The sequence below is a fragment of the Xanthobacter sp. NM-59 genome, assembly GCF_021401125.1.
Taxonomy (GTDB): domain Bacteria; phylum Pseudomonadota; class Alphaproteobacteria; order Rhizobiales; family Xanthobacteraceae; genus Xanthobacter.
Genome location: NZ_JACBFQ010000014.1, coordinates 54,668 through 80,963, shown reverse-complemented (window position 1 = coordinate 80,963; position 26,296 = coordinate 54,668). Strand labels below are relative to the sequence as shown.

Sequence of the window (26,296 nt, the reverse complement as noted above, 5' to 3'; positions counted from 1 at the left end):
CATGGCAGGCGAGCCGGAGAGCGCCATCGAGATCACCCTTGGCGGCATCGTGCAGGGGGTGGGCTTCCGCCCGTTCGTCTATCGGCTGGCGCGGCGGATGGGGCTTTGCGGCCATGTGTGCAACCTGGGTGACCGGGTCGTCATCCGGGTCGCGGGGGCGCCTGCCGTTCTCGACGCCTTCGCCGCCGCGCTCCTGGCCGAAGCACCGCCTCTGGCGCGGATCGATCATGTCTCCCGCGCGCCCGCGCCCCGGCCGGACGAAATGGATTTCCGCATCATCGCCAGCGGGCCCGGCACGGTTTCGGTGGGGGTGGTGCCGGATGTGGCCACCTGCCCGGCCTGCCGGGCCGAGTTGGCGGACCCCAAGGCCCGGCGCTTTCGCTACGCCTTCACCAATTGCACCGATTGCGGGCCGCGCTTTTCCATCGTCACCGGCCTGCCCTATGACCGCCCGGCCACCACCATGGCCGGCTTCATCATGTGCCCGGACTGCGCAGCGGAATATGCCGATCCCGCCGATCGCCGCTTCCACGCCCAGCCCATCGCCTGCCCCGCCTGCGGGCCGCGCGTGTGGCTGGAGAGGGGGGAGGGGCCGGGATCGCCTTCCGCACCCGGCGGGGCCGAGGTGGTCGCGCCTGATTCGGCCTCGGGGGCGGCACGGGTCGTCCTGGGCGGAGCGGGGCACATGGAAGAGGCCGGCTCCAGCATCGCGGCGTTTGCGGCCGGACGCGCTGCGGAAGAAGAGCGAGCGGCTGATGGCCCCCTCCGCCCCCCACTTCGGGCTTTGGATGGGGGGCTGGCAAGGACCGCTGATCCGGTGCGGTCCGGGCCGGCCGCAGGCTTTGACTCAAGTTCAACCCCGGCGTCGGTCGGGGCCGGCACGGGTCTTCCGTCCGGCGCGGGGGAGGAAGTGCTGCGCAAAGGGCCGGCTTCCGCCGAGGTCGATCCGCTCGCCCAGGCGGCCGCGCTCCTGTGTGACGGCGGAATCGTCGCGGTGAAGGGCATTGGCGGCTTTCACATTGCCTGCGACGCCACCAATGCCGCCGCGGTGGAGGAGCTGCGCCGGCGCAAGCGGCGCCCCGCCAAGCCCCTCGCCATCATGGCCGATGGCGCCATGGCGGCGCGGCTCTGCATTATCGGCGCCGAAGAGGCCGCCGCGCTGGCCGCGCCCGGTGCGCCCATCGTGCTCCTGCCGCTGCGGGAGGGGGCCGGCCTTGCCGCGGGCATCGCGCCCGGACAGCGGCATGTGGGGGTGATGCTGCCCTACACGCCCCTTCATCACCTGCTGCTGGAGGCGGTCGGCCGCCCGCTGGTGATGACCTCGGGCAACAGTTCGGGCGCGCCGCAGGTGATCGGGAACGGGGAGGCGCGCGCGGCGCTCGCCGGCATCGTCGATGCCTTCCTGATGCACGACCGGCCCATCGCGCGGCGGCTCGATGACAGTGTGATGCGCCTTGCCGCGGGGCAGGCGCGGGTGCTGCGACGGGGGCGGGGCCTTGCGCCCATGCCCCTGGCTTTGCCCGAGGACTTCGCGCCAGCGCCGCCCATCCTGGCGCTGGGGGCCGAGCTGAAGAGCGCCATCTGCCTCACCCATGGGGCAAAGGCGCTCCTCTCCCATCATCTGGGGGACCTGGACGAGCCGGGCACGGCCGATGCGTTCGACGCGGCCATCGCGGATTACGGCGCCCTGTTCGCCCATGCGCCCCAGGTGGTCGCGGTGGATGCCCATCCCGGCTACCACGCCACCCGCTTCGGCACCGCGCGGGCGCAGGCGGATGGTCTGCCGCTGGAGATCGTGCAGCACCACCACGCCCACATGGCCGCCGCCATGGCCGAAAATGGCTGGCGGCGCGGTGATGGTCCGGTTGTCGGCATTGTGCTCGACGGGCTGGGGCTCGGGGCCGATGGCACCATCTGGGGCGCGGAGATCCTGTGCGGAGACTATGTCGCGGCCGAACGGGTGGCCCACCTCTCCCCCATTCCCCTGATGGGCGGGGATGCCGCGAACCGCGAGCCATGGCGCGTTCTGCTCGCCCATCTCGACCGGGCCCTGGGGCGCGCGGCTGTGGACGCGGATGCGAGCCTGCGCGCGCTGTTCTCGCACCGTCCGGTGGCGACGCTGCGGGCCATGGCGGACAAGGGGCTGAACGCGCCGCCCGCCAGCTCCGCCGGTCGGCTGTTCGATGCGGTGGCGGCGCTGCTGGGTCTGGCGCCCACCCGCCTTACCCATGAAGGCGAGGCCGCCATGGCCCTGGAAGCGTGCGCGCGGCTGGAGGGGGAGCGCTATCCATTCGCTGTAACGCAGGAGAATGGCGCGGGCGGTGTCCAGGAGCTCGATCCTTCTCCCCTGTGGCGTGCCCTGGTGGCGGACCGGGCCGCGGGGCGCGACACGGGCGCCATGGCCGGCGCCTTTCATCTTGGCCTTGGCACCGCCTTCGCCGATGCGGCCGCGCTGCGCGCGGAGGAGAAGGGCGTGCGGGCCGTCGCCCTTTCCGGCGGGGTGTTCCAGAACGCGCTGCTGGTGGAGATCGTGACGCGACGCCTGGCCGATCACGGCTTGCGGGTTCTTCTGCCGGCGGCAGTGCCGGCCAATGATGGCGGCCTCGCGCTGGGCCAGGCTGCGGTGGCTGCGGCCCGGCAGCTCGCGCGTGAATGACGGAAATGAACGCCCGGCACCGCTCCGGAGGCAAAAGACCGCAGATGCGGCTCCTCGCGCCCCTTTGGATAAATGTTGCGACGCACCCGGAAGGTGACTAACGGTATTAGGCGGCATGGTCCAACCGCAATGCCGGGGCCGCAAGAGAATGTCTGATAGTTATTGGCGGGAATAACGCTGCTTTCAGGCATCCGCATGGTTGTTGTGAGGGGGCGGTGGTCGGGCCGTATTGAGAGATCGGGTCCTTCTTTCACACCGCGGGATGCGCGCGAATGTGAGAGCTCTGGGGAGGGGAAAGGCCGGTGCGAGGCCATCCGCGGCAGTCATCTCGTTTTTCGTGCTGCTCGTGGCGTTTCAGGTTCTCGGCGCTGGTTCAGGTCTCCGATTTGTGATGTGAACGAGGTGTGGTCGGGTTCTGTTCGGGTTTTGGTCGTATTGAAACGATACGATCCTGTGTTATTCTAAGTAAAAATGCCTATCTTGTTATTGCGTTGGCATTGGAACGTGTTGTTCTGATCCGAGAGCCGCCTTTTTTCGGTGAGCAATCACGTTTTTATTTTTTGAGGGTTATTTCCTGTCGGATGGCGGGGCAGGGCGAGAGGCAATATGTCGTCCGATCTGAATATGCGTGACCGGCTGAAATTTAATCTCATCGACAATGAGACCGCGGCGCTTCTGAAATCGTCAAAGGCAGATATTCTTCATCTTCTTTCCGATGTGCTTGATAGATTTTATGAGCATGTCGGCTCCGAGCCGGAAACGCGCCGCTTCTTCGGCAGCCCGGAACAGATGCAGCGCGCCAAGCGCATGCAGCTCAACCACTGGTCCGTCATCCTGGATGCGCGCTTCGATGAGGAATACGAGGCGTCCGTCACCCGCATCGGCGAGATGCACAACAAGCTGGGCCTGGATCCGCACTGGTATATCGGCGGCTACAGCTTCCTCATCAGCCATCTGGTGGCGTCCCTCGGCCACGAGCACATGAGTGGCGCCCTGTTCGCACGCCGCAAGGCCGAGCACGCGATGAAGCTGCAGACGGCGGTCATCCGCGTCGCCATCCTCGACATGGATCTCGCCATCCAGGTTTATCTTCAGGCTGGCCAGCGCGACCGCACGGCGACGCTCAGCCGCCTTGCCCATTCGTTCGAGGAGACGGTGGGCTCGGTGGTGTCGGTGGTGTCGTCCTCGGTGGCGGACCTGCACACCACGGCCCAGGGCATGACGGCGTTCGTGGAACAGACCTCGGCCCAGTCCCAGGCGGTGGCCGCGGCATCGGAGCATGCCTCGGACAATGTGGCGACGGTGGCCGCCGCGACCGAGCAGCTCTCCGCGTCGGTGCGCGAGATCAGCCGGCAGGTGGCCCAGTCCGCGGAGGTGACGACCCGCGCGGTGGCCGATGTGGGACAGGCGAGCAGCAAGGTGAAGACCCTGGCGGACGCCACCGATCACATCGGCAGCATCATCGGCCTCATCAGCGAGATTGCCGGCCGCACCAATCTGCTGGCCCTGAACGCCACCATCGAGGCCGCCCATGCGGGCGCGGCCGGGCGCGGCTTCGCGGTGGTGGCCGACGAGGTGAAGCAGCTGGCCGAGCAGACCAGCAAGGCCACCTCCGAAATCCGCTCGCAGATCGAGACCATCCAGGCGGACACGGAAGCCACCCTGGTCACCATCGAGGGCATTTCGGGAACCATCGGCACCATCAATTCGGTGGCCGAATCCATCTCGGATGCGGTGCGCCAGCAGGAGAGCGCCACCCAGGAGATCGCCCGCAACATCCACGATGCCTCCCAGGGCACCATTGAGGTGACCTCCAGCATCGGCCGGGTGACCGAGGCCATGACCGAGTCCAACTCGGCGGCCACGCGCGTGTTCTCCGCGGCCTCCGATCTCACGCGGCAGCTCGATACCCTGAACCAGGAGGTGCGGCGCTTCCTGAGCGACATCAAGGTGGCCTGACGACTGGCGTTTGACCGGACGCGCCGAGGACGGTGCGTCCGGCGGAAGGCTGGTTCTTGATTGCGCCCAGCGGCAGCCATCGCGCTATCCCGCCGGCGTCGTCGTGCCGGGGGCATGGCACCCATCGGCGTCCGCGCTGTCCTTCAGGTCATCCGGCGGGCGCGTTTCGCACCGTCACCGCGCCGCCAGCGTGGAGGCTGGAGCAGAGCTGCGGCCGCGTTGGTGCGCGTCGCGTATTGCGTTGGGGAATGTAGCCGGCTCCCGCGCTGCCGCCGTCCATGACCTGGGGGAGCCCCTAGCGTGCGTCGATGCCGTCGCGGATGGCGCGGAAGCGGGGGTAGAGCTCGGGGAAGGCGTCGAGCTTGGAAATGCCGACCATGCGAATGTGGCCGGTCTGGCCGAAGCGCAGCCATTGCACGATCTTCACTGCCTCGCCGGTCTTGGCGTCCACCGCCTGGGCCATCACCTCATAGCCGGGCAGCTGGGCGATGCGCAGGGGCTCGGCGCGCTCCAGCCGCATGTCCTTGAGGCCCGAGAGGGTGGAGAGGGCCCGCAGCGCGAACTGGCGGCGCTCATCCTCGCGCGGCGCGCCGGATGCGACCGACACGACGAAATAGGGCTGCTCCGCGCCCTCGATGGTGTTCTTCGGCCCATCGGTGAGCATCACGGTGGAGCCGCCGAATGTGCGCACCACGCGGAACCCGGCCAGGTCCGTCACGGTGAAGGGCAACGCCGCCACCTGGTCCTGCGGCGAGCGGAAGGCGAGGGTGGCGAGGGCCTTGCGCACCTCCGCGTCGGGCAGGGCCGCCGCATCGGTCTCCGCCACCTGCACGGTGACGAGAGCGGTCACGAGGTCGGTGCCGGCGAGGAGGATCCACTTGCGCACGCGGAAGGGGCCGGCGGTCTGCGTGCCGGTGACCAGATAGCCCTTCGCGCCGGGAATGGTGAAGGGCCCGCGGGATTCCACGGTGATGCCCTTGCTGGCCAGCGCGGCATCGGAAAAGCCATCCTCGATCTGCGCATAGGCCTGGGGCGGCATGTCCACCATCAGGATGGAGGCGTTGTGCGCCCCGTCCTCGAAGCCGGCGAAGGTGGTGCTTTCCACCATTCCGGGCGGGGGCTCCAGCCCCATGACCGAGCCGCGCGGAAACACCACTTCGCCCGCGAGGGCGGCGGCGGCCATCAGCGCCAGGGTCGCGACCGAAAGGCCAAGGGCGGCAAGCCCGTTCATTCCACGGCGCAGCAAGCCATGAAGCATCGGGAGGGGCTCCATCGAGGCGGCCGGGCGCACGCGGAAGGCGAATCGGCCCGGCAAATCCGCGTCAGGTTCGCACGAATGCGCGGTCCCAGTCACCCGCCCCCCATCACCCGGCGCAGGTGACGCGCCGCAGGGTGAGATTGAAGCGCCCGCCTTCCGCCAGCAGCCGCGACGACCCGCCCATGATCCGGTCCACCCCGTGAAAGGCCAGGCGGCTCGCCCCCGAGAGCACGAACACGTCGCCGGAGGCCAGGCGGATGGAGCGCGTCGACCCCGACCGCTCGGCGCCGCCCAGCCGGAACAGGGCCGTGTCGCCCAGGGAGATGGAAACCACCGGGGCAGTCAGGTCCGCCTCGTCGCGGTCCTGGTGCAGGCTCATGCGCGCGTCGGGGGCGTAATAATTGATGAGGCAGGCCTCCGCGGGGGCCATGGGTGTGCCGAAGCGGGCATAGGCGTCCTGCAGGCGCTCCGGCATGGGGGGCCAGGGGGCGCGGGTGTCGGGGTGGAAGGCCTGGTAGCGATAGCCGCCGGCATCGGAGACCCAGCCCAGCGGCCCGCAATTGCTCATGCGCACGGAGAGGCTCTTGCCGGTGCGCGGCATGGTGGGCGTGAACAGGGGTGCCTGCGCGAGCACCGCGCGGATATCGGCCAGCAGGGCCACCTGCTCCTGCGCGCCAATGGCTTCCGGATACCACAGGGCGCCGGGGGCGAGCTCAAGGACGTGGGTCATGGTGGCCTCCGGTCCGCGGACGCGCGCATCATACCATTGCCCAGCTCCCCGGGCGCGCCGTGCGCTGGCCTCGGGCCCGCTGTCCACCGGATCCCGCCGGATCGGCGAAATGGGCGCGAGCGCGGGCCTGGGTCATCGTGTACACAGGAGCGCCCAACAGGAGGAGGCGCCCATGGCCCAGCATGGAAAATTCTACTGGAACGAGCTGATGACGGACGACGTGGAAAAGGCCAAGGCCTTTTACGGCGCCACTCTTGGCTGGTCGTTCGCGGAAATGCCCACCGATGGGGCTCACCCCTATTACGTCGCCCATCTCGGCGAGGAGCCCGTGGCGGGCCTGATGGACAAGACTGAGATCCTGCCGCCGGAGGTGCCGCCCCACTGGTTCCCCTACATCAACGTGGACAATCTCGAGGCGCGCCTCAAGCTCCTAGAGGAGAATGGCGGGCAGGTGATCCGTCCCCCGTTCGAGGTGCCCGGGGTGGGCCGCATCGCCATCGTCACCGACGCCACCGGCGCGGCCATGGGCTGGATGACGGCGGAGATGTGAGCCCGCGAGGGCTCACGCCACGATATCGTCGAGCCGCAGCCGCCGAACCCCGGCGGCATCCATCTGGTCAAGGGCCCGCGCCAGGGAGCCGTTGACGTCGATGGCGCGGCAGGCGTCCTCCACCACATAGGTGGTGAAGCCGTGGCGGGTCGCGTCCACCGCCGACCACGCCACGCAGAAGTCGGTGGCTAGGCCCATCAGATAGACCGTGTCGATCCCCCTCTCCTTGAGGTAGCCGGTAAGGCCTGTGGGGGTGGTGCGGTCGGCTTCGTAGAAGGTGGAATAGCTGTCGATGGTGCGATGGTGGCCCTTGCGGATGATGAGCTGGGCGTGGGGAATCTCCAGCCGGGTCGCGAAGCGCGCGCCGATGCTGTCCTCAATGCAATGGTCCGGCCACAACACCTGCTCGCCATAGGGCAGGGCGATGGTGTCGTAGGGCGCCTTGCCCGGGTGGTTGGAGGCGAAGGAGACATGGTCCGCGGGGTGCCAGTCCTGGGTCAGGACGACATTGCGGAAGGAGCCCGCCGCAAGGTTGGCCAGGGGCACGACCTCGTGGCCGCCGGGCACGGCGAGGGCGCCGCCGGGCAGGAAGTCCACCTGCAGGTCCACCACAACCAGGACGGAGCGCGCATCGGCGCTCCGGCCCGAGGTTCCGACGGGGCGGGAGAGGGGCATGGTCGGCATCCTCGCGAGCGAGTGAAAAAGGGCGCATCCGCCTGCTACCACGCCTTGCGGCGCCAAACACCCCCCCCTATATCCGCCTCGATCGTCGTTTTCGCGACGAACCCCAATTTCAAGTGAAGGGGGCCGGCGGATCGGTTGCGGCAGGGGCCCGCGACCTATCCCAGGCGGGTGCCGAAAGGGCCCGGCCGGTCTGCCGGCAAGGAGAAACTATATGGCCAAGATCATCGGTATCGACCTCGGCACCACCAATTCGTGCGTTGCGGTGATGGAGGGAACCACCCCGAAAGTCATCGAGAACGCCGAGGGCGCGCGCACCACGCCGTCCATCGTCGCTTTCACGGAGGATGGCGAGCGTCTGGTGGGTCAGCCTGCCAAGCGGCAGGGCGTGACCAATCCGGAGCGCACCTTCTTTGCGGTGAAGCGCCTCATCGGCCGCCGCTTCGATGATCCCACCGTCACCAAGGACAAGAACCTGGTGCCCTACCACATCGTGCGCGCCGACAATGGCGACGCCTGGGTGGAGGCCGACGGCAAGAAGTATTCGCCTTCCCAGATCTCTGCCTTCGTCCTGCAGAAGATGAAGGAGACCGCCGAGTCGTTCCTCGGCGAGAAGGTCGAGAAGGCCGTCATCACCGTTCCCGCTTACTTCAACGACGCCCAGCGCCAGGCCACCAAGGACGCCGGCAAGATCGCCGGTCTCGAGGTGCTGCGCATCATCAACGAGCCGACCGCAGCCGCGCTCGCTTATGGCCTCGACAAGAAGTCGGCCGGCACCATCGCGGTCTATGACCTCGGCGGCGGCACCTTCGACGTGTCGGTGCTGGAGATCGGCGACGGCGTGTTCGAGGTGAAGTCCACCAACGGCGACACGTTCCTGGGCGGTGAAGACTTCGACATGCGGCTGGTGAACTACCTGGCCGACGAGTTCAAGAAGGAGCAGGGCATCGACCTGCGCAACGACAAGCTCGCCCTCCAGCGGCTGAAGGAAGCCGCCGAGAAGGCCAAGATCGAGCTCTCGTCCGCCGCGCAGACCGAGATCAACCTGCCCTTCATCACCGCCGACGCCTCGGGGCCGAAGCATCTCACCATGAAGCTCACCCGCGCCAAGTTCGAGGCGCTGGTGGAAGATCTCATCCAGCGCACCATCGAGCCCTGCAAGAAGGCGCTGCAGGATGCCGGCCTCTCCGCCGGCCAGATCGACGAAGTGGTGCTGGTGGGCGGCATGACCCGCATGCCCAAGGTCCAGGAAGTGGTGAAGCAGTTCTTCGGCAAGGAGCCCCACAAGGGCGTCAACCCGGATGAAGTGGTCGCCATCGGCGCCGCCATCCAGGCCGGCGTGCTCCAGGGCGACGTGAAGGACGTGCTGCTGCTCGACGTGACCCCGCTGTCGCTGGGCATCGAGACCCTGGGCGGCGTGTTCACCCGCCTCATCGACCGCAACACCACCATCCCGACCAAGAAGAGCCAGGTGTTCTCCACGGCCGAGGACGGACAGACTGCGGTGACCATCCGCGTGTTCCAGGGTGAGCGCGAGATGGCGGCCGACAACAAGATGCTCGGCCAGTTCGACCTCGTCGGCATCCCGCCGGCGCCCCGCGGCGTGCCGCAGGTGGAGGTGACCTTCGACATCGACGCCAACGGCATCGTGCAGGTTTCCGCCAAGGACAAGGGCACCGGCAAGGAGCAGCAGATCCGCATCCAGGCTTCCGGCGGTCTCAACGAGGCCGACATCGAAAAGATGGTCAAGGACGCCGAGGCCCACGCGGCCGACGACAAGAAGCGCAAGGCTCTGGCGGAAGCCAAGAACCATGGCGAGGCGCTGGTGCACTCCACCGAGAAGGCGCTGTCCGAGCACGGTACCAAGATCGGCGAGGGCGACAAGAGCGCCATCGAGACCGCCATCTCCGACCTGAAGGGCGTGCTCTCGGGTGAGGATGTGGAGGCCATCGAGGCCAAGACCCAGGCCCTGGCCCAGGTCTCCCTCAAGCTCGGCGAGGCCATGTACGCGGCCCAGCAGGGCGGCGGCGAGGATGGCGCGGCCGCCAAGCCGAAGGACGACGTGGTGGACGCCGAGTTCACCGAAGTGGACGACGACAAGAAGAAGTCGGCCTGATCATGAAGCGGCGGGCCCCCCCCCCCCGCTTCTTCCTTCCGCCCACCGTGGCGGAGCGTGTTGTTTCAACCGCTGCATGGAACCGGCCCCCAGGGGATGCCGGGATGCGGCGACAGATAGCGTGACCGCCTGTTCCCGGCGCCCGGCTGCGAGCGCCCCGCACATCCGGCGCATTCAGCCGGAGGCTTCGCCCAAGGTTCCTCTCCCGGTCGCTTCGGCGCCGGCGGAGCGGGGTGAAAACGGACCAGGGCCGGTTGCGGCGGGTGAAGAGTGAGCATGGCCAAGCGCGACTTTTACGAGATCCTCGGCTGCGACCGCGGCGCCGACGAGACGGTGCTGAAGGCCTCCTACCGCAAGCTGGCCATGAAGTGGCACCCGGACCGCAACCAGAATGACGCGGACGCGGAAATCCGCTTCAAGGAAGTCAACGAAGCCTACGAGATCCTGAAGGATCCGCAGAAGCGCGCCGCCTACGACCGCTTCGGCCATGCCGCGTTCGAGAATGGCGGCGGCGGGGGCCCCGGCTTCGGCTCCGATTTCGCCTCGTCCTTTGCGGATATCTTCGACGACCTGTTCGGCGGCGCCATGGGGCGCGGCGGCGGTGGCGGCAGCCGTGGTGGCCAGTCGCGCGGGCGCGGCGCCGACCTGCGCTACAATATGGAGATCACGCTTGAAGAGGCGTTCTCCGGCAAGACCGCGCAGATCAAGATTCCCACCTCCGTCACCTGCGAGGCCTGCAACGGCAGCGGCGCCAAGGCTGGCACCAGCCCGAAGACCTGCCGCACCTGCGGTGGCGCGGGCAAGATCCGCCATGCCCAGGGCTTCTTCACCCTGGAGCGCACCTGCCCGAGCTGCCAGGGCCGCGGCTCCATCATCGAGGATCCGTGCGGCTCCTGCGGCGGCGCCGGCCGGGTGACGCGCGAACGCACCCTTTCGGTGCAGATTCCCGCGGGCGTGGAAGACGGCACCCGCATCCGCCTGGGCGGCGAGGGCGAGGCCGGCGTGCGCGGCGGGCCGGCGGGCGACCTCTATATCTTCCTGTCGCTGGAGCCCCATCCCTTCTTCCAGCGCGAGGGGGCGGATCTGTATTGCCGCGTGCCCATCTCCATGGTCACCGCCGCCCTCGGCGGGCAGGTGGAGGTGCCCACCATTGGCGGTGAGAAGACCAAGGTGAAGATTCCCGAGGGCACCCAGTCGCAGAAGCGCTTCCGCCTGACGGGCGAGGGCATGCCGGTCCTGCGCACCCGCAATTTCGGCGACATGTATGTGCAGGTGGTGGTGGAAACCCCGCAGAAGCTCACCAAGCGCCAGCGGGAGCTGCTCACCGAGTTCGACAAGGAATGCTCCGGCGAGACCCATCCCGAGTCCACGGGCTTCTTCTCCAAGGTGAAGGAGTTCTTCCAGGGCGCCACCGGCCAGGGCGCCAGCGGCGCACCCAGCGACGGCGCCTGACGGCGCCGCTCAGGCCGGGCGCAGGGCCCGCCGGGCGGCATCCATGGAGCGGGCGATGCCCTCCGCATAGGAGGTCTTCGTCAGCGGCCCGAGGAGCTGGGTGAGGGCGGTATCGTCGAAGATGACCGGGTCGGTCATCAGATAATGCATCTCCACCAGCTCGCGCATCAGCGGGTCGAACAGGCCCGCCAGGCGCAGCATGAGCCTGTTGGCGACGAACAGCCTGGGATTGCTGCGCACCAGCATGAAGGCCTGTTCCGCCACCTGCCGCACGGTGATGGTGCCGGCGCCGCCCAGATTGAAGGCGCGGCCGAAGGCGTCCTCGCGCATCAGCAGCCGGCGCACCACCTCCCCCACATCGGGCACGAAGACGAATTCATGGGGCGTGTCGATGGGGCCGATGACCTTGGCCCGGCGCCCGGCGGCCGCCGCGGCGAAGATGTCGGCCAGATAGCTGCGCTCCACCTGCGGCCCGTAGAAGTCGGGCAGGCGGAGGATGGCGGTGGCGATGCGGCCTTGCGCGCCGGCCTCCAGCACCAGGTCTTCCTGTTCCTTGCGCATGCGCCCCTTGAAGGTGTGCGGCTCGCGAGGATGGCCCTCGTCCACCCGCGCTGCGCGCGGCCGCCCGAAGGGGTAGGCGGTGCCGATGAGAAGCAGCCGGCGCACGCCTTCCGCCTCGGCGGCCTCCAGGGTGCGGCGCATCAGGTCTGGATGCAGGCGGAACGCGTCATAGGGAACACCCACCATATAGACCAGCGTTTCGAGTCCGCGCACGGCAGCGCGGATGCGCGCCGGGTCGTCGGGGTCCCACTGCCGCGCTTCCACCCCCGGCACGCCACGGAAATGGTCGGTGATGGAGGGGAGGCTGCGGCCGATCACGGCGAAGGGCGTGCCGGTGGCTGTAAACGCCGCGCCGATGCTGGCGCCAATGGGGCCGGTGCCGCCGACGAGGCCGATGCGGGCAGGCGCGTGTGCTTGCATGGAGGACGCGTCGGTCATAGAACCGCTCCTGACCACTGTTCACTGAACGATGTTCATAAACTAAACGCCGTTCACGTCAACAGGCTTGCTGCGCCCATGGACGAAAATCAAAACCCCAGCCCCCGTGCCCGCCGGAAGGAGGATGCCCGCGAGCGCATCCTGCAGGCGGCCCGGCGCATCGTTCTCGATGAGGGATTCGCGGCGCTCACCATGCGGCGGATCGCCCAGCAGGCGGGTTATTCACCGGCGGCCCTGTACCTGCACTTCGAATGCCGGGAGGCCATTGCCCGCGAACTGGGCGAGGCAGGTATGCGCTCCCTTCATGCCCGCCTGTCCGAGGCGGGGTGTGAAGCAGACCCGCTGGCCCGCCTTCGCGCGCTGAGCCGGGCCTATGTGCAGTTCGCCCGAGAGGAGCCGGAAACCTATCGCCTGATCTTCATGGAGCCGGGCTTTGCCGCCAGCGCCCTCGGTGGCAAGGACGAGACGGGGGCGGCCGCCTTTGCCCTGCTGGCGGGCGTATTTGCGGAGCTCGCCGCCGCCCGACGCCTGCGCGCCGGGGCGCAGCCGGAGAGCCTGGCGACCGGCCTGTGGGTGCTGCTCCATGGCCTTGCCAGCCTCAAGATCACCTGCTCCGCGTTCCTCTCCGCGCCGGAGGAGGAACTGCTGGCGGGAATGCTCGACAACCTGTTGCATGGGGTGCTGCGGGCGGCCCCTGAATCTTGACCATCGCCCCGATCCCGTCTAATCGCCTGACACTCCTTGATTGGGCGCCAGAGGTGCCGCTGATGTTTCATTCCCGAGAGCCGCGCAATTCTTCCCCGAAGGGGGGCCTCAACGACGAGGTGCGCTTCCTGCAGTCGTGGTTCCGGAACCCGCTGAAAACCGGTGCGGTCTCCCCCTCCAGCCCCGGCCTCGCCAAGATGATGGCGAGCTATCTCGATCCGAGCAAAGACGGCCCGGTCATCGAGCTTGGCCCGGGCACCGGCCCGGTCACGAAGGCGCTGCTGGCGCGGGGCTTCGCGCCCGAGCGGCTGTTCCTCATCGAGTACAATCCGGAATTCTGCGCCCTGCTGCGCCGCCGCTATCCGGGTGTCACCGTCATTCACGGCGATGCCTATGCCATGCGCAAGACCCTGGGCAATGCGCTGCCGGGCAAGGCCGTGGGCACCATTTCGTCGCTGCCGCTGTTCACCATGCCCCAGGCCGAGCGCCACCGGATGGTGAATGAGGCGTTCGACCTCACCGTGCCCGGCGCGCCGTTCGTGCAGTTCACCTATGCGGTCGTGTCCCCGGTGCCGCTCCTGCCTGGCAAGATCGAGGGCAAGGTGTCGCCGCGGGTGTGGATGAACATCCCGCCGGCCCGCGTGTGGGTCTATCACCGGCCCTGAGCCCCTCGGGGCCCTGAGCCGCTTGCTGTCGAGAATTCCGGCGGCGCACCTTGCCACCCATCGTCGCGGCGGCTACGCCTCCTCGATCCGGCGGTGAGATCGGGTGGAGCCGTCCACTCGCGCAGCCCCGCCGGAGCCATTGAGGAGGGGCCATGAGCGCAGCGCTTTCGGGCGGAGACCACCAGCAGCGCATCGACGCGGCGCGCGAACGTCTCATCGTCGCCCTGGACTTCCCCAGTGTGAGCGCGGCTGAAGCGCTCGTGTGGCAGCTCGGCGACGACGTCTCCTTCTACAAGATCGGGCTGGAGCTCACCATTGCCGGCGGGCTGGACCTCGCCGCCGACCTCATCGGCTCCGGCAAGCGGGTGTTCCTGGACCTGAAGCTGCACGACATCGGCAATACGGTGGAGCGCGCCACGGCCGCCGCCGCCGCCCGGGGCGTGAGCCTGCTCACCGTCCATGCCTATCCCCAGACCCTCGCCGCCGCCGCGCGCGGCGCCGCCGGCTCGCCGCTGAAGGTGCTGGGCGTCACCGTCCTCACCTCCTATGACGATGCGGACCTTGCCGCCGCCGGCTATGCCGCGGGCGTCACCGAAACCGTGCGCCGCCGCGCCGGGGATGCGCGCGCCGCCGGTGTCGCCGGCGTCATCTGCGCCCCCACGGATGCGGCCATGGTGCGCACCGTGCTTGGGCCGGACGGGCTGGTGGTCACGCCTGGCGTGCGCCCACGCGGCGCCGCCGTGGGAGACCAGAAGCGAATTGCGAGCCCGGCCGAAGCCGTGGCCGCCGGAGCCAACATGATCGTGGTGGGGCGTCCCGTGATCGCCGCGCCGGACCCGCGCGAGGCCGCGCGGCAGATCCTGTCCGAGCTCGCCGGCGACTGATGTGGGAGAGGGGGTAAGCATGGCCAAGGGATATTGGTTCATCAATGTCGACGTGGTCGATCCCGTCGATTTCATCACCTATGCCAACGCCAACGTGGCCTTCCTGGCCGAGCGCAAGGCCAAGTTCCTGATCGCCGGCGGCGATTTCGAGCACATGGAGGGCATCAAGCGCCACCGCAACGTGCTGGTGGAGTGGCCCTCCTATGACGAGGCCGTGGCGGCCTGCAGCTCGCCCGAATACCGGAAGGTGGCGGCGCTGCGGGGCGACTGCGCCATCACCGACCTCGCCGTGGTGGAAGGCTATGATGGCGAGCAGCCGAGCGCCCAGGCCCCGGCCGAAAGCACGCGCGAGTTTCCCCGCGGCTATTGGATGGTGCGCATGGATGTCACCGATCCGGCGGCCTATGACCAGTATCGCGCGGCCAATGTGAAGGCGTTGGCGGAGTTCGGCGGCTGGTTCCTGGTGCGCAGCGGGCGCAGCGTGGTGGTGGAGGGCAAGGGCCGCTCGCAGTACATCGTGATCGCCTTTCCCGATCTCGCCAGCGCGAAGGCCTGCTACCACTCCTTCGCCTACCAGCAGGCCTTCTCCCGCCGCAAGCGCGCGGCGGAAGGCGACCTCATCATCATTTCCGGCTATGCGGGCCGGCAGCCTGCTGCCTGAGCCCGTCCCCCCATTCTCTTGAGGAGCACGCGCGTGTCCGACCTGCGCATCGTCATCGCCGGAGCCGGCGGCCGCATGGGCCGCACCCTCGTCAAGGCCATTTCCGAGCAGAAGGGTTTGGTGTTGGCCGGTGCGCTGGAGCACGCCGGCAGCGCCTATCTCGGCGCCGATTCCGGCGTGGTGGCGGGGCTGCCAGCCAATGGCATTCCCGTTCGCAGCGATGAGACGGACCTCCCGCAGGTGCTCGATGGCGCGGATGTGGTGATCGATTTCTCCTCGCCCGCTGGCTCGGTGCGCCTCGCGGGCGTGGCGGCGGAACGCGGGGTGGCGATGGTGATCGGCACCACCGGCTTTTCCGCTCAGGACACGGTGGCGCTCACCGCGGCGGCGAAGGCCACGGCAGTGGTGAAGTCCGGCAATATGAGCCTCGGCGTCAACCTGCTGGCCGCGCTGACCCGGCGCGTGGCGGCCACGCTGGATGAGACGTTCGATATCGAAATCCTGGAAATGCACCACAACAAGAAGGTTGATGCGCCTTCCGGCACCGCTCTGCTGCTGGGCGAGGCGGCGGCCGAGGGGCGCGGGCGCGACCTGGATGAATGGTCCGAGCGCGGGCGTGACGGCCAGACCGGCGCGCGCAAGCCGGGTACCATCGGCTTTGCCAGCCTGCGCGGCGGCTCCGTGGTGGGCGAGCATGCCGTCATCTTCGCCGGCCCGGCCGAGCGCATCGAGCTGGTGCACAAGGCCGAGGACCGCATGATTTTCGCCCATGGCGCGCTGGTGGCGGCACGCTGGGTGAAGGGGCGCGCGCCGGCGCTCTATTCCATGGCCGATGTGCTCGGCCTGTCCGATTTCTGAACCCGCGTTTTCGGAGCTGTTGATGTCCGACCGTATCCTCGTGCTCGTCCGCCACGGACAGAGCGAGTGGAACCTCAAGAACCTGTTCACCGGCTGGCGCGATCCGGCGCTGACCGAGCAGGGCGTGATGGAAGCCAAGCGCGCCGGCGCCAGCCTCAAGGCGCAGGGCCTGGTGTTCGACGCCGCCTTCACCTCCGCCCTCAGCCGCGCCCAGACCACCTGCTCGCTCATCTTGAACGAGATGGGCCAGGGCGCCCTGGAGCCGGTGAAGAACCTGGCCCTGAACGAGCGGGACTATGGAGACCTCTCGGGCCTCAACAAGGACGACGCCCGCGAGAAGTGGGGCGAGGAGCAGGTGCATGCCTGGCGCCGCTCCTATGATGTTCCCCCGCCCGGCGGTGAGAGCCTGCGCGACACGGTGGCCCGCGTGCTGCCCTATTACGTGCAGGAGATCCTGCCGAGCGTGCTGCGCGGCAACCGCACGCTGGTGACCGCCCACGGCAATTCCCTTCGCGCGCTCATCATGGTGCTGGAGAAGCACACGCCGGAAAGCATCCTGAAGCGCGAGCTCGCCACCGGCTCCCCCATCATCTACCGCCTGAACGCCGATTCCACCGTGGCGGAAAAGCAGGACTTGGCGGCCTGAGCGACATTGGGGCCCGGAGTGCCCGCGATGGCGCTCCGGGGCGCTGTTTCAATCGAGGACCTGCGGCGTCGCGTGGGTCCACGTGCCCGCTTGCGGAGCGGGCCCGTCGGGCACGGCTCGTTCCACCTCAGCGGGCGGCAGCACGTAGCGGGCGGCCAGGGCCTCGGCGCGCCGCGTATTGGCGGTGATGAGGCACAAGGCGCGCTCCTCGAAATTGCCGATGCCCCTTTTGCCCTCGAAGGGGGCGACGCTCTGGCAGTCGAAGTTGCGATAGAGCAGGAACCGCGACTGGGCCTCGTCCAGCAGGCTTTTCCAGCGGTTGCGCTGCACCGGGGCCAGATCACTGCGCGCGTCGATCACCCGCAGCGCATTGGCCAACTCGGCTTCCAGGGCCAGCTCGCTGGTGCGGATGGTATCGTAGAGGCAGCGGTTGCGCTCGACGGCGGGCACCGCGTCCAGGGCGCAGGGACCGCTCCCGCCGGCCTCCGCGAGAGGCTGCGCCTCCGCCGAAAGCGTCGTGTCAGACGGGGCGGGGGGGGCTTCGGCGGGCGCTTCAAGGGGCGAGGAATCCTTCGCTCGCACATTTCCCGCGATGATTCCCGGAGCAAGGGCCGGCTCGGGGCTGTGCCCCGGCGGGCGCAACGCCAGCACGGCCACGGGGCTCACGGCGAGAATCAGCGCGGCCAGCCCCATGGCCCACTGCTGCCTCACCTTCCCGCGCGCCTCTCCGGTTCCCGGCGTCATGGCGCGCCCGGCCCACGCATGGCCCCACCCCCGATGGCATCGGAAAGCGGGCGCGCTGCGGCCGTCATTGCCATCGGGCCGATGGGGCGGGCACCGGAAGGCGCGCCGCAGGGGGCGCCTCGCCTGGGTGAATGGCCGGGGTGGGAGCTGAAGGGGCCCCCCTGTTTCAAGGTGTCCCCCCGATGCTCTGGCGCATTGCCATGAAACGCCTTCGGCGCGTGCGTCCGCAGTCGCTTCACCGGGGTGGGCTTCAGGTCGCGTGCCTCGGGCCGCGAAGGCGACATGCGGGCGCTGGCTTCGGCGCTGGCACGACCGTTTTCGGAGCGGATGCCTTTGGCGCGCAGCAGCTTGGCGAAGGGGCTGGGCACGGGCCATCCTCTCGAATGATGCGTCGAAGGCGACGGCCAATGGGTGGCCGGTCGCGGTCGTCCGGCGCCCGCCGGGCGCTTCGGTGGCCCTGGATAGCATCATTGAGGGGCGCTGCGCGAGCGGGCCGGGCGGAACCGATGAGGAGCCCGCAGCCCCTAGGGCTGGGCGGGGCCGACTTCCACGACCGTGATGCGCCGCCGGTCATTGCTGCCGGTGGAACGGGGGCGTGAACGACGGTGGGCGTATGGTTGCGCGATCTCAGTTTCTAAGGAAACGCCGAACGGCCCGGGCTCTTGTTTCGACCCGTGCCCTTCACGCGAACCGGTTCCCCCTTCGCTCGAAGACGCTCTCGAGCGTCTCCCCCTCGTGCGATTGAGGGAGGACTCTGGATCATTGCGTTAAGGCGCCGTCCTGAAGCGAACTTGCGTACCCGGCGCTCGCAGGGGCTTTTGGGCAACTCCCGTCTCAGCAATTCGGGACATGCCCGGGCATCTTGAGTTCGCGCATTCTCTCCGCGCGGCCGTGCGCGAAAACCGTCGGACGGGTCGTGTGCAGGACCGAAGGCGAACACACGGGCGGCCTTGACCGCCCGTGCCCATGCGCGCCCACGAAGGGCCGGCCCGCCTCTCGCGAGGCCGGCGAGCGCTTGGCGTCACGCCGTGGCGAGAGCGGCGCGGGCGTGGTTGCGGATGCGTTCCACCATGGAGCGCAGGCCGTTGGAGCGCTGGGGCGTGAGATGCCCCTCGAGCCCGATCTGCCGGAAAATGGCGAGAACGTCCGTTTCCAGGATCTCCTGGGGGCTATGGCCGGAAACGAGGGTGAGCAGAACCGCCACCAGCCCCTTCACGATATGCGCGTCGGAATCGCCCTGGAACTCCAGAACGGTGCCCTTGGGTGTCGTCTTCAGCTCGCTGATGAGCCACACCTGGCTGGCGCAGCCCTGCACCTTGTTGGCTTCGTTGCGCTCCGATTCCGGGAAGGGCGGCAGGGCCTTGCCGAGCTCGATGACGTGGCGGTAGCGGTCTTCCCAATTGTCCAGGAATTCGAAATCGGAGATCAGGTCGTCCTTGGTGGTCATGAAACCGGTCCCTTCGTCCAATGCGCCGGGCCTATGGATGGTCTAGCAATGGGCGCCGCTGAGGCGGCGTGCGTGCAATGCATCATCCAGCATATCGCGAGACCCGCGGCGGGGCAAAAGGAACCTCGGCGCACCCTGGTGCGTGTTCCGGCGTGGGGGAGACCGGTTCGCGTTAAAAACGCGCGCGAGCGCGAGAGGCGCGCGTGTCCCTGAGGGCGTGCGACGGGGAAACCCACCCCGCCGGTCGTGCTCAGCTCGGCCGCTTGGCGGGGGCGGGAGCACCCTGGGGAGCACTGGCGGGCTGCACCTTGTCTCCGTTGCCCCAGGCGGGGGCGAGGTCCTGCGGGGTCAGCCCCTGGCCATCGGCGGCACCGGTGGCGGGCGTTGCCGCCGGGGGCGTGCCGGGCGCGTGGGGATCATGGGAGCCGAGGGTTTCCGACAGCCACTGCGCGCCGGCCTGGGCCTTCTCCACCAGGTGGCTCGCCATCTGCCCGCCCACGGCGCAGGCCTCGGGCTGGCGTTCGCAGAAGCCGCGTGCGTCCGCCACCACGGCCTGCACCGCGCCGAAGGCGTCGAACACGCTCACATCCTGCCCGGTGGTTCCCTTGAGGCCGAGCGGCAGCAGCAGGAGCACCAGGGCGATCCAGAAGGCCATACGCAGCAGGAAGAACATGGCGCCCTCGTCAGATCGAGCCGTCGCCCGCGCCCCTTGTGAGGGCACCGCGGGCCGGGACGGCAAAGGTCTTGCCGGCGTGCCGCGGGGCGGATGAGATCCTCATGCTCCCTTTCCAGGCCTGACGCCGCACGCCTCGCGAACATACCATCGCCGGGCCGCCCCGTGAGCGCTGGCGGCATGCGCGCACAGGGTCTTTTCAAGACATCGTTAATGCTGGTGTCGGTCCCGGCTTAGCGTTCGCTTAAAGGCTGGCGTGGCAGAGTGCTCCCATTCCGGATCACAACGGGGACCGATTCATCCCCCTGTGGGTCCACATGTCGGTCATTCCCATGTCGGCGGTTGAGATGTCGGCGGTTGAGAGGAAGATGGTGCGGCCACGCGGTTTGGACAGGCTCGGCGATCAGGCCCGCGCGACGTCGCAGGCCGAGGCTGAAGGCCTGCCGCGCCTGGCGGTGCTCGGCCGTGTGATGGCCATGGTGCTGGGCGTGCTCGGGGTGCTGGCGCTGGTGAGCGCCGGTGTGGTGCTCGTGGCCCAGGCCGTCGGCCTGTTCGCCGGAGAGCCCGCCGATGCGCTGTCGCTGCTGGCGGCCGGCTTGTTGTGCGGCACGCTGGCGGCCATGTCGGCCGGGGTCGCCCGCGCCGCGACCGGTGTTTCAGATGCGGAGCTGCGCTCCGGCGCCGTGCTGGTGACCATTCACGATGCCCAGGGCGATGTGGTCCGCGTGGAACTGCAGGATGGCGCGCTGGCCCGCGCCCCACGCGAGGGGCTCCAGGGGCCGGGCCTGTTCGGCCGTGTCCTGGTGGCGGATCGCCCCGCTTTCATGTCCGCGGTGCGCGAGGCGGCCGAGGGGCGCAGGCCCGTGGCGTGTGACGTCCGCCTGAGCTGTGCCTCCGAGGCCGATGGCACATCGTTCCTGCCGCTGGAGATCCGCTGCCTGCCGGCGCCGGAGGGCCGGGCTCGCCTGGTTTGGCGTGAGGCCCGCGTGTCGCGCCAGGAGGTGGACGAGGAGGCCCGCGCCCGCGCCGACGCGGAGCAGGCCAATGCCGCCAAGAGCCGTTTCCTGGCCGCCATGAGCCATGAGCTGCGCACGCCGCTCAACGCCATACTGGGCTTTTCCGAGCTGCTGGCGACCGACACGGGCGCGCCGATGGACGATGCGCGCAAGGCGGAATACGCCCGTATCATTCATGAGAGCGGCCAGCACCTGCTGGGGCTCGTCAACGACATTCTCGACCTCTCCCGCGTCGAGGCCGGGGCCTACGCGCTGGAGCCGGAGACCATCGACATGGCCGAGCTGGTGGCCGGCTGCGGCGAGATGGTGGGGCTGGAGGCCACGCGCAAGAGCGTGCGTGTGCGCACGCTGGTGACCAGCGCGCTGCCGCCGGTCTGCGCCGACCGGCGGGCCCTGCGCCAGATCGTGCTCAATCTTCTGTCCAATGCGGTCAAGTTCACGCCCGAGGGCGGCCGCGTGCAATTGACCGCGCGCCGTCGGGGCGACCGGCTGGCCCTTCGCGTGCGCGACACCGGTCCTGGCATCCGGCCGGAGGACGTGGCGCGCCTGGGCGAGCCCTTCTTCCAGACCGGGGAGGTGGCCCAGCGCGCCCGTGGCAGCGGCCTTGGCCTCGCCGTGGTGAAGGGGCTGGTGAAGCTGCATGACGGCACCTTCCGCGTGGACAGTGTGCCCGGGCGTGGAACGACTGTGACCGTGACCCTGCCGCTGGCGCCCGCGCGCGCCGCGTCGGATGAGGCGACGGTTCGGAATTCAGCCCGCGAGGGTGACGTGGTGGCCGCCTTTCCGGCCCGTCGCGGCGCCGAACCCCGGGTGAGGAGAATGGCATGACGCTCGACACCGCCGCCGCGCTTTCCGCGGCACCCTCCATCGGCGGGCCCGGAGATCCGTTCGCGCCGCCGCCGCCCCGCGGGGGGCGCCGGCTGAAGGTGCTGGACGTCCTCGTGGCCGCCGTGGTGGTGGCAGCGGGCGGTGCCGTCGCGGCGAATGCGCTGTTGATGCAGGTGCCGCCGCCCCACGTCCTGGCGGCCATGCCGGGGGCCCCGGCGGCCCTGGCCGGGAGCGAGAAGGGCAAGGCGCCGCGTGGCACTTCCGGCCCGGTCTCCATTCCCCTGCCGCCGGTGAATCCCAATGGCCACGGTTCCACCGCCGGCGGCGGGGAGACCAATGGCACGCTGGGCTATCTGGCGTCCAAGACCTCGGTCACCGGCATGACCACGCAGCTCAAGCCGGTGAGCGCGGAGGAGGCGGCCGCTGGCGCCATCGCCGCGCCCCGGCCGGTGTCCAGCCTGCGGCCGCCGCTGAAGGTGGGGCCGCTCTCCGCCACCGGGCCCATGACTGTGTCGACATCCTCAAGCGGGGCCGGTGCCTCGGGCGCGGGCGCACCCATTCGCCCGCCGGCGAACGTGCCCGCCTCGCCGCGCGTGGCCTCGGTGCAGCGGGCGCTCGACAAGCTGGGCTATGGCCCGCTCAAGGCGACAGGCGTCCTGAACGTGGAAACGCGCGAGACCATCCGCCGCTTTGAGCGGGATCGCCGCATGCCGGTGGATGGCGAGCCCACCGACGCGCTGGTGCGCGAGCTGAGCCTCATTTCCGGCATCGCGATCAACTGAGCGGCGAACGATTCAGCCATGCGCCTCAAGAGTGGAATTTTCGTCTCGGCCCTGCTGCGCCTTGCCCAGGTGGAAGGCGCCTTCGGTGTCGTTGCCCGGCGCGGCTCGGAGGAGGCGGGCGCCGTCTTCGTCAAGGTGACGCCGCTGGACGGCACCGCCGCCCTCTATGGGCCGGCGCCGCAGAGCGCGTTCGGCGAGGATGATGACGGCGACCGCAAGTTCTGCCTGCTGGTGCCCCCCGGCCGCCCGGAGGCGGAGGCCGATGCGCGCATGGCCAAGGAGATCCGCTTCGACCCCGATCTCTATCTGGTGGAGATCGAGGACCGGCAGGGGCGGCATTTCCTTAACGTCGTGGAGCCTTGACGCAGCGTCGCCTCCGCGCGCTTGCCCCGAAGGTTTGCCTTTACGCCTTTCGGCGAATGATCCAGTGCGCCGCCTGTTCACCCAAGGAGAGTATTAACGGGGCGTTAAGCTTCGTGAAACCATAAGAGCGCGATCGACGTTGTGGTCATGGCTGTCGCACTGGAGGACCAGGGCATGAGCACTGTCATTGCGTTTCCCTCGAGGCGGGAAGCGCGGGCGCGGTCAGCGCCCATAGACCGGCGGGCGGAGCTGCCGGGACCGAAAATCGTCATTCTTCCGGTGGTGCGAATCGAGCGTCACGCGGATCCGGTGGCCGCTGACCCCGTGCATGTGGAAGCGGGGCCTGGCGCGTCGGTGCGCAGGGATGCGGGCCGTGCCCCGCGGGGCGTGGAGCCGGCCGGGCGGCGGCACTGAGCCCCTGGGTCGTCGAGAGAGCCCTTGGACACTTGAGCGAGTCCCGGGGCGGTTGAGCCGAGGCAGGTTGAACGGCCGGGCAAGCTGCGGGGCGCCGCGTCAGTTGGCCGGCGTGCAGGTGGCCGCTTCCAGCTGGCGACGCACCAGCTCGCGCATGCTGCGATCACGCACATGGGCGCGCACCAGTACGATGCCTTCTTCCGAGGGGGATTCGATCACCAGCCGGTCGGCGGCGGTGATTTCCTCGTCTTCCGGCAGCGCGGCCTTCTGGTCGGCATTCATGAGATCGAGCTCGATCACCTTGCCGGCGGCCTGGTCCGAGAGGGCGTAGAAGGGCAGAGCCTGGTCCGTGTAAAACGAAACGGACGTGTAGTCGGCCGTGGCCGGCACCCTCACCTTCAGCGGCTTGTCATTGAGATCATAAAGGCACACGGCCGAAATGAAGGCCGGGTCCTGCATGGGCAGCACCGCCGACAAGGGGGTGGGGTCCGGCAACAGCTTCATCTCATTGCTGTCGGTGAGCGCGGCGAGGCGCGCGAAGGCGTTGTGCTCCGCCAGCGCCGGCATGGCGAGGATGGACACGATATGGGCGATGCCGGCCAGCACCAGCGCCACCGCCGCCGGCAGCAGCAGGCCGGCGGGCCACAGCCAGTTCACCCGCGCCAGCTGGCGGCGGAACCAGCCGCGCCCATCGCTCCCCTTGCCGTCCTTGCCCGGCCGGGGCACCCGCACGGTGAAGGTATCGAACAGGCTCACGGGCAGGCCTCCTGCACGATATGGGGCAGCACCGTGGTGGCATCTCCCGCGCCCGAGGCGAAAGAGAAAGGCGCGTCATAAAGGCGAAGCGCCACCTGCAGCCGCCCGCGCGCGCCGGTGGGCAGCCAGTTGCCGGGCCGGGCGCGCGGCGAAAGGCGGATATCCAGGGCGCCGTCGGCCCGATAGAGCGCCTCGGAGCTGGTGAGGCCGTAGCGCTCGGCGTCGTTGGGAATGAAACGGCCTTCCTCGTCCATCACCGCCAGCGTCCACAGCCGGGCCTGGGGTAGGGTGCCGGTGATGCGCGTTTCGCATCGCCCGTCGATGGGCCGGCCCTTGTCGTCGGTGGTGGCGAGGAACAGCAGCCCGTCCGCCAGCTCCAGCGGCAGCTCGCCAGAACGGGCGACGGCGGCGCGCGAATACGGATCGGCCTTCACCGTGCCCGAGCGAGGCCAGCCCTGCCAGGGCCCCGCCTGCACCACGTCGAGCCCGCGCGAATGGGTGACCATGAACAAGGTCACCCCCAGCCCGAGCGCGATGGCGACGAGAAGGGTAAAGGCGAGAGGCAAGAGGCGCACGGCACCGTTCCGGCTATTTTCCCCCGCGAGGGAGCGACGCGCATCAGTAGAGCACAATCGTGGCGGGGCAAAGAGACCTGCGCCCCGCTATGCCCTTCACATATATTGCGACAGGAACGCGCGGCTTTCCGGCGGCAGCTCGGCGGCGCGGCGGGTCTGCGGGTCGAACAGCACCAGCACCGTGTCGGCGGTGGCCACGCACTTGCCGTCCTGGAACAGCCCCTGGACGATGCCCACCGAGCTACGGCCGAGATTGGACACACGGGTGCCGATATCCACCGTGCCCGGCCAGATGATCTCGGCGCGATAGTCCAGCACCAGGCGCACGATAACGAAGGCGAAGCCTTCCGGCGCCGCGCTGTGGCCGGGGCCGAGCAGCATCTGCGAGCGCCCGCTCTCCAGATAGCTGGAGAACACGGCGTTGTTCACATGGCCCTGCTTGTCCGTGTCGCCGAAGCGGATGGTGTCGAACGACTTCAGGGGGAAGTCGTCCAGCGTGGGCAGCGGGGCCTTTTCAGGCGGGCTCGAGGGTGCGGTCATCGCGACACCTTACGGCACCGGGCGCAGCGCGCGCCAGCCGATGTCGGAACGGTAGAAGCCGTCCGGCCAGTCGATGCGGGCGATGGCGGCATAGGCCCGCTCGCGTGCCTCCGCCAAGGTGGGGCCGGTGGCGGTGACGTTCAGAACCCGCCCGCCATTGGAGACGAGATCGGCGCCCTTGCGCCGGGTGCCGGCCTGGAACACCAGGACGTCGTCAGTGCCCGCTTTGTCGAGGCCGGAAATGATGCTGCCGGTCTGGTGCGGCCCCGGATAGCCCCGGCTCGCATAGACCACGGTCATGGCGCTCGCGTCGTGCCATTGGGGGGTCACGCCGGCGAGGCTGCCGGTGGCGGTGGCGTAGAGCAGCTCCAGGAGGTCGCTGGCCAGGCGCGGCATCAGCACCTGGCATTCGGGATCACCGAAGCGGCAATTGTATTCCACCAGCTTCGGGCCGTCCTTGGTCAGCATGAGGCCGGCATAGAGCACGCCGCGATAGGGCGTGCCGGCCGCCACCATGGCGCGGGCCGTGGGGCGGATGATCTCTTCCATAGCGCGGCGCTCCAGCTCGGGCGTCAGCACCGGAGCCGGCGAATAGGCGCCCATGCCGCCGGTATTGGGGCCAAGGTCGCCGTCGAAGGCGCGCTTGTGGTCCTGGGCGCTGCCGAAGGGCACAACGGTCTCGCCGTCCACCAGAGCGAACAGGCTGGCCTCCTCGCCCTCCATGAATTCCTCGATGAGCACCTCGGTGCCGCCGCTGGCGAACACCTGCTCCACCGCGTCCACCGCGTCATCCACGGTGAGGGCCACCACCACGCCCTTGCCGGCCATCAGCCCGTCGGCCTTGACGACGATGGGCGCGCCCTGGGCCTTCACATAGGCCGCCGCCGCGGCGGCATTGTCGAAGCGGGCGAAGGCGGCGGTGGGAATGGAATTGGCCTTGCACAATTCCTTGGTGAACAGCTTGGAGCCTTCAAGCCGCGCGGCCGCGGCGGTGGGGCCGAAGGCGGGAATGCCGGCCGCCTGCAGCCGGTCCACCAGACCCGCCACCAGCGGCGCCTCGGGGCCCACCACCACGAACTCGATGCCGTGGTCCTTGCACCAGTTCACCAGCGTGTCGTGGGCGGAAAGGGGAATGCCCTCGATCAGCTCGGCATGTTCGGCGATGCCGGGATTGCCGGGCATGGCATAGAACTGGCCGATGTCGCGGCTCTGCGCCAGCTTCCAAGCGAGCGCATGCTCGCGGCCTCCCGAACCGAGCAGCAGAATGTTCATCGGCTCTCCACCCCCGCGCCTGTGATCGTCCTTGGGATTCTTCCTTGGCAGGGGTCATTGGCTATC

The 26,296-nt window shown here is 69.0% G+C and carries 25 protein-coding genes; 14 read left to right on the top strand and 11 right to left on the bottom strand.

Annotation, left to right across the window (positions count from 1 at the left end; all coding sequences use genetic code 11):
* Position 1 precedes the first annotated feature (1 nt).
* Together hypF and L0966_RS20365 are read left to right on the top strand one after the other, a co-directional pair.
* Positions 2-2,656: a carbamoyltransferase HypF gene (gene hypF, locus L0966_RS20370; RefSeq protein ID WP_234053893.1), complete on the top strand. Its 2,655-nt coding sequence runs from the start codon at positions 2-4 to the stop codon at positions 2,654-2,656.
* Positions 2,657-3,262: 606 nt separating this feature from the next.
* Positions 3,263-4,615, top strand: coding sequence for a globin-coupled sensor protein (locus L0966_RS20365; protein WP_234053892.1), 1,353 nt, complete (start codon positions 3,263-3,265; stop codon positions 4,613-4,615).
* 295 nt (positions 4,616-4,910) lie between these two features.
* Here the strand turns inward: L0966_RS20365 and L0966_RS20360 are convergent, their stop codons facing one another.
* Together L0966_RS20360 and L0966_RS20355 are read right to left on the bottom strand one after the other, a co-directional pair.
* A complete protein-coding gene (locus tag L0966_RS20360; protein WP_234053891.1) occupies positions 4,911-5,873 on the bottom strand; it encodes a hypothetical protein in 963 nt (320 codons plus the stop codon).
* Between the two features lie 106 nt (positions 5,874-5,979).
* The gene (locus L0966_RS20355; protein ID WP_234053890.1) at positions 5,980-6,603 is read right to left on the bottom strand and encodes an alpha-ketoglutarate-dependent dioxygenase AlkB; all 624 of its coding nucleotides are present in this window, start codon (positions 6,601-6,603) and stop codon (positions 5,980-5,982) included.
* A 172-nt stretch (positions 6,604-6,775) separates the two neighbouring features.
* Between L0966_RS20355 and L0966_RS20350 the strand changes: the two genes are divergently transcribed.
* Complete coding sequence (locus L0966_RS20350) at positions 6,776-7,153, top strand: VOC family protein (RefSeq protein WP_234053889.1); 378 nt, start codon at positions 6,776-6,778, stop codon at positions 7,151-7,153.
* A 12-nt stretch (positions 7,154-7,165) separates the two neighbouring features.
* On the opposite strand, the gene pncA is transcribed toward L0966_RS20350, so the two are convergent.
* On the bottom strand, positions 7,166-7,828 hold the full coding sequence (gene pncA, locus L0966_RS20345) for a bifunctional nicotinamidase/pyrazinamidase (RefSeq protein WP_234053888.1): 663 nt from the start codon (positions 7,826-7,828) through the stop codon (positions 7,166-7,168).
* Between the two features lie 220 nt (positions 7,829-8,048).
* On the opposite strand from pncA, the gene dnaK reads away from it, so the two are divergent.
* On the top strand, positions 8,049-9,950 hold the full coding sequence (dnaK, locus tag L0966_RS20340; RefSeq protein WP_234053887.1) for a molecular chaperone DnaK: 1,902 nt from the start codon (positions 8,049-8,051) through the stop codon (positions 9,948-9,950).
* Between the two features lie 276 nt (positions 9,951-10,226).
* The gene (gene dnaJ / locus L0966_RS20335) at positions 10,227-11,402 is read left to right on the top strand and encodes a molecular chaperone DnaJ (RefSeq protein ID WP_234053886.1); all 1,176 of its coding nucleotides are present in this window, start codon (positions 10,227-10,229) and stop codon (positions 11,400-11,402) included.
* A gap of 9 nt (positions 11,403-11,411) precedes the next feature.
* On the opposite strand, the gene L0966_RS20330 is transcribed toward dnaJ, so the two are convergent.
* Complete coding sequence (locus L0966_RS20330; RefSeq protein ID WP_234053885.1) at positions 11,412-12,401, bottom strand: NAD-dependent epimerase/dehydratase family protein; 990 nt, start codon at positions 12,399-12,401, stop codon at positions 11,412-11,414.
* A 78-nt stretch (positions 12,402-12,479) separates the two neighbouring features.
* On the opposite strand from L0966_RS20330, the gene L0966_RS20325 reads away from it, so the two are divergent.
* The 6 genes from L0966_RS20325 (at position 12,480) to L0966_RS20300 (ending at position 16,820) form a co-directional block, all read left to right on the top strand.
* Positions 12,480-13,106: a TetR/AcrR family transcriptional regulator gene (locus L0966_RS20325; RefSeq protein WP_234053884.1), complete on the top strand. Its 627-nt coding sequence runs from the start codon at positions 12,480-12,482 to the stop codon at positions 13,104-13,106.
* 62 nt (positions 13,107-13,168) lie between these two features.
* Positions 13,169-13,771, top strand: a complete 603-nt coding sequence (locus L0966_RS20320) for a class I SAM-dependent methyltransferase (protein WP_234053883.1) — start codon at positions 13,169-13,171, stop codon at positions 13,769-13,771.
* Between the two features lie 152 nt (positions 13,772-13,923).
* Positions 13,924-14,655 carry an orotidine-5'-phosphate decarboxylase gene (gene pyrF / locus L0966_RS20315; protein WP_234053882.1) on the top strand — a complete coding sequence of 244 codons (732 nt, stop codon included), beginning with the start codon at positions 13,924-13,926 and terminating at the stop codon, positions 14,653-14,655.
* A 19-nt stretch (positions 14,656-14,674) separates the two neighbouring features.
* On the top strand, positions 14,675-15,316 hold the full coding sequence (locus L0966_RS20310; protein WP_234053881.1) for a DUF1330 domain-containing protein: 642 nt from the start codon (positions 14,675-14,677) through the stop codon (positions 15,314-15,316).
* Positions 15,317-15,349: 33 nt separating this feature from the next.
* The gene (gene dapB, locus L0966_RS20305) at positions 15,350-16,174 is read left to right on the top strand and encodes a 4-hydroxy-tetrahydrodipicolinate reductase (protein ID WP_234053880.1); all 825 of its coding nucleotides are present in this window, start codon (positions 15,350-15,352) and stop codon (positions 16,172-16,174) included.
* Positions 16,175-16,196: 22 nt separating this feature from the next.
* Positions 16,197-16,820 (top strand): 2,3-bisphosphoglycerate-dependent phosphoglycerate mutase, encoded by a 624-nt coding sequence (locus L0966_RS20300; RefSeq protein ID WP_234053879.1) that lies wholly within the window; start codon positions 16,197-16,199, stop codon positions 16,818-16,820.
* Positions 16,821-16,868: 48 nt separating this feature from the next.
* On the opposite strand, the gene L0966_RS20295 is transcribed toward L0966_RS20300, so the two are convergent.
* From L0966_RS20295 to L0966_RS20285, 3 genes are all read right to left on the bottom strand, one after another.
* The gene (locus L0966_RS20295) at positions 16,869-17,531 is read right to left on the bottom strand and encodes a lysozyme inhibitor LprI family protein (protein WP_234053878.1); all 663 of its coding nucleotides are present in this window, start codon (positions 17,529-17,531) and stop codon (positions 16,869-16,871) included.
* Positions 17,532-18,585: 1,054 nt separating this feature from the next.
* Positions 18,586-19,011: a SufE family protein gene (locus tag L0966_RS20290; protein ID WP_234053877.1), complete on the bottom strand. Its 426-nt coding sequence runs from the start codon at positions 19,009-19,011 to the stop codon at positions 18,586-18,588.
* Between the two features lie 250 nt (positions 19,012-19,261).
* Positions 19,262-19,684 (bottom strand): DUF5330 domain-containing protein, encoded by a 423-nt coding sequence (locus L0966_RS20285; protein ID WP_234053876.1) that lies wholly within the window; start codon positions 19,682-19,684, stop codon positions 19,262-19,264.
* A 317-nt stretch (positions 19,685-20,001) separates the two neighbouring features.
* On the opposite strand from L0966_RS20285, the gene L0966_RS20280 reads away from it, so the two are divergent.
* From L0966_RS20280 to L0966_RS20270, 3 genes are read left to right on the top strand one after another with little or no spacing between them, the layout of a single operon-like run.
* Complete coding sequence (locus L0966_RS20280) at positions 20,002-21,528, top strand: sensor histidine kinase KdpD (protein ID WP_234053875.1); 1,527 nt, start codon at positions 20,002-20,004, stop codon at positions 21,526-21,528.
* Entirely contained in the window at positions 21,525-22,310 is a 786-nt protein-coding gene (locus tag L0966_RS20275; protein WP_234053874.1) for a peptidoglycan-binding domain-containing protein, read from the top strand. Before L0966_RS20280 ends, L0966_RS20275 begins: the two co-directional genes overlap by 4 nt.
* 18 nt (positions 22,311-22,328) lie before the next feature.
* Complete coding sequence (locus L0966_RS20270; protein ID WP_234053873.1) at positions 22,329-22,673, top strand: DUF1491 family protein; 345 nt, start codon at positions 22,329-22,331, stop codon at positions 22,671-22,673.
* Between the two features lie 513 nt (positions 22,674-23,186).
* Here the strand turns inward: L0966_RS20270 and L0966_RS20265 are convergent.
* The 4 genes from L0966_RS20265 to purD form a co-directional block, all read right to left on the bottom strand.
* Positions 23,187-23,843: a DUF1254 domain-containing protein gene (locus L0966_RS20265; protein WP_234053872.1), complete on the bottom strand. Its 657-nt coding sequence runs from the start codon at positions 23,841-23,843 to the stop codon at positions 23,187-23,189.
* A complete protein-coding gene (locus L0966_RS20260) occupies positions 23,840-24,418 on the bottom strand; it encodes a DUF1214 domain-containing protein (protein ID WP_234053871.1) in 579 nt (192 codons plus the stop codon). The genes L0966_RS20265 and L0966_RS20260 overlap by 4 nt, the downstream gene beginning before the upstream one ends.
* A 96-nt stretch (positions 24,419-24,514) precedes the next feature.
* Entirely contained in the window at positions 24,515-24,958 is a 444-nt protein-coding gene (locus tag L0966_RS20255; protein WP_234053870.1) for a thioesterase family protein, read from the bottom strand.
* 9 nt (positions 24,959-24,967) lie between these two features.
* Entirely contained in the window at positions 24,968-26,230 is a 1,263-nt protein-coding gene (gene purD / locus L0966_RS20250) for a phosphoribosylamine--glycine ligase (protein WP_234053869.1), read from the bottom strand.
* Positions 26,231-26,296: the final 66 nt, after the last annotated feature.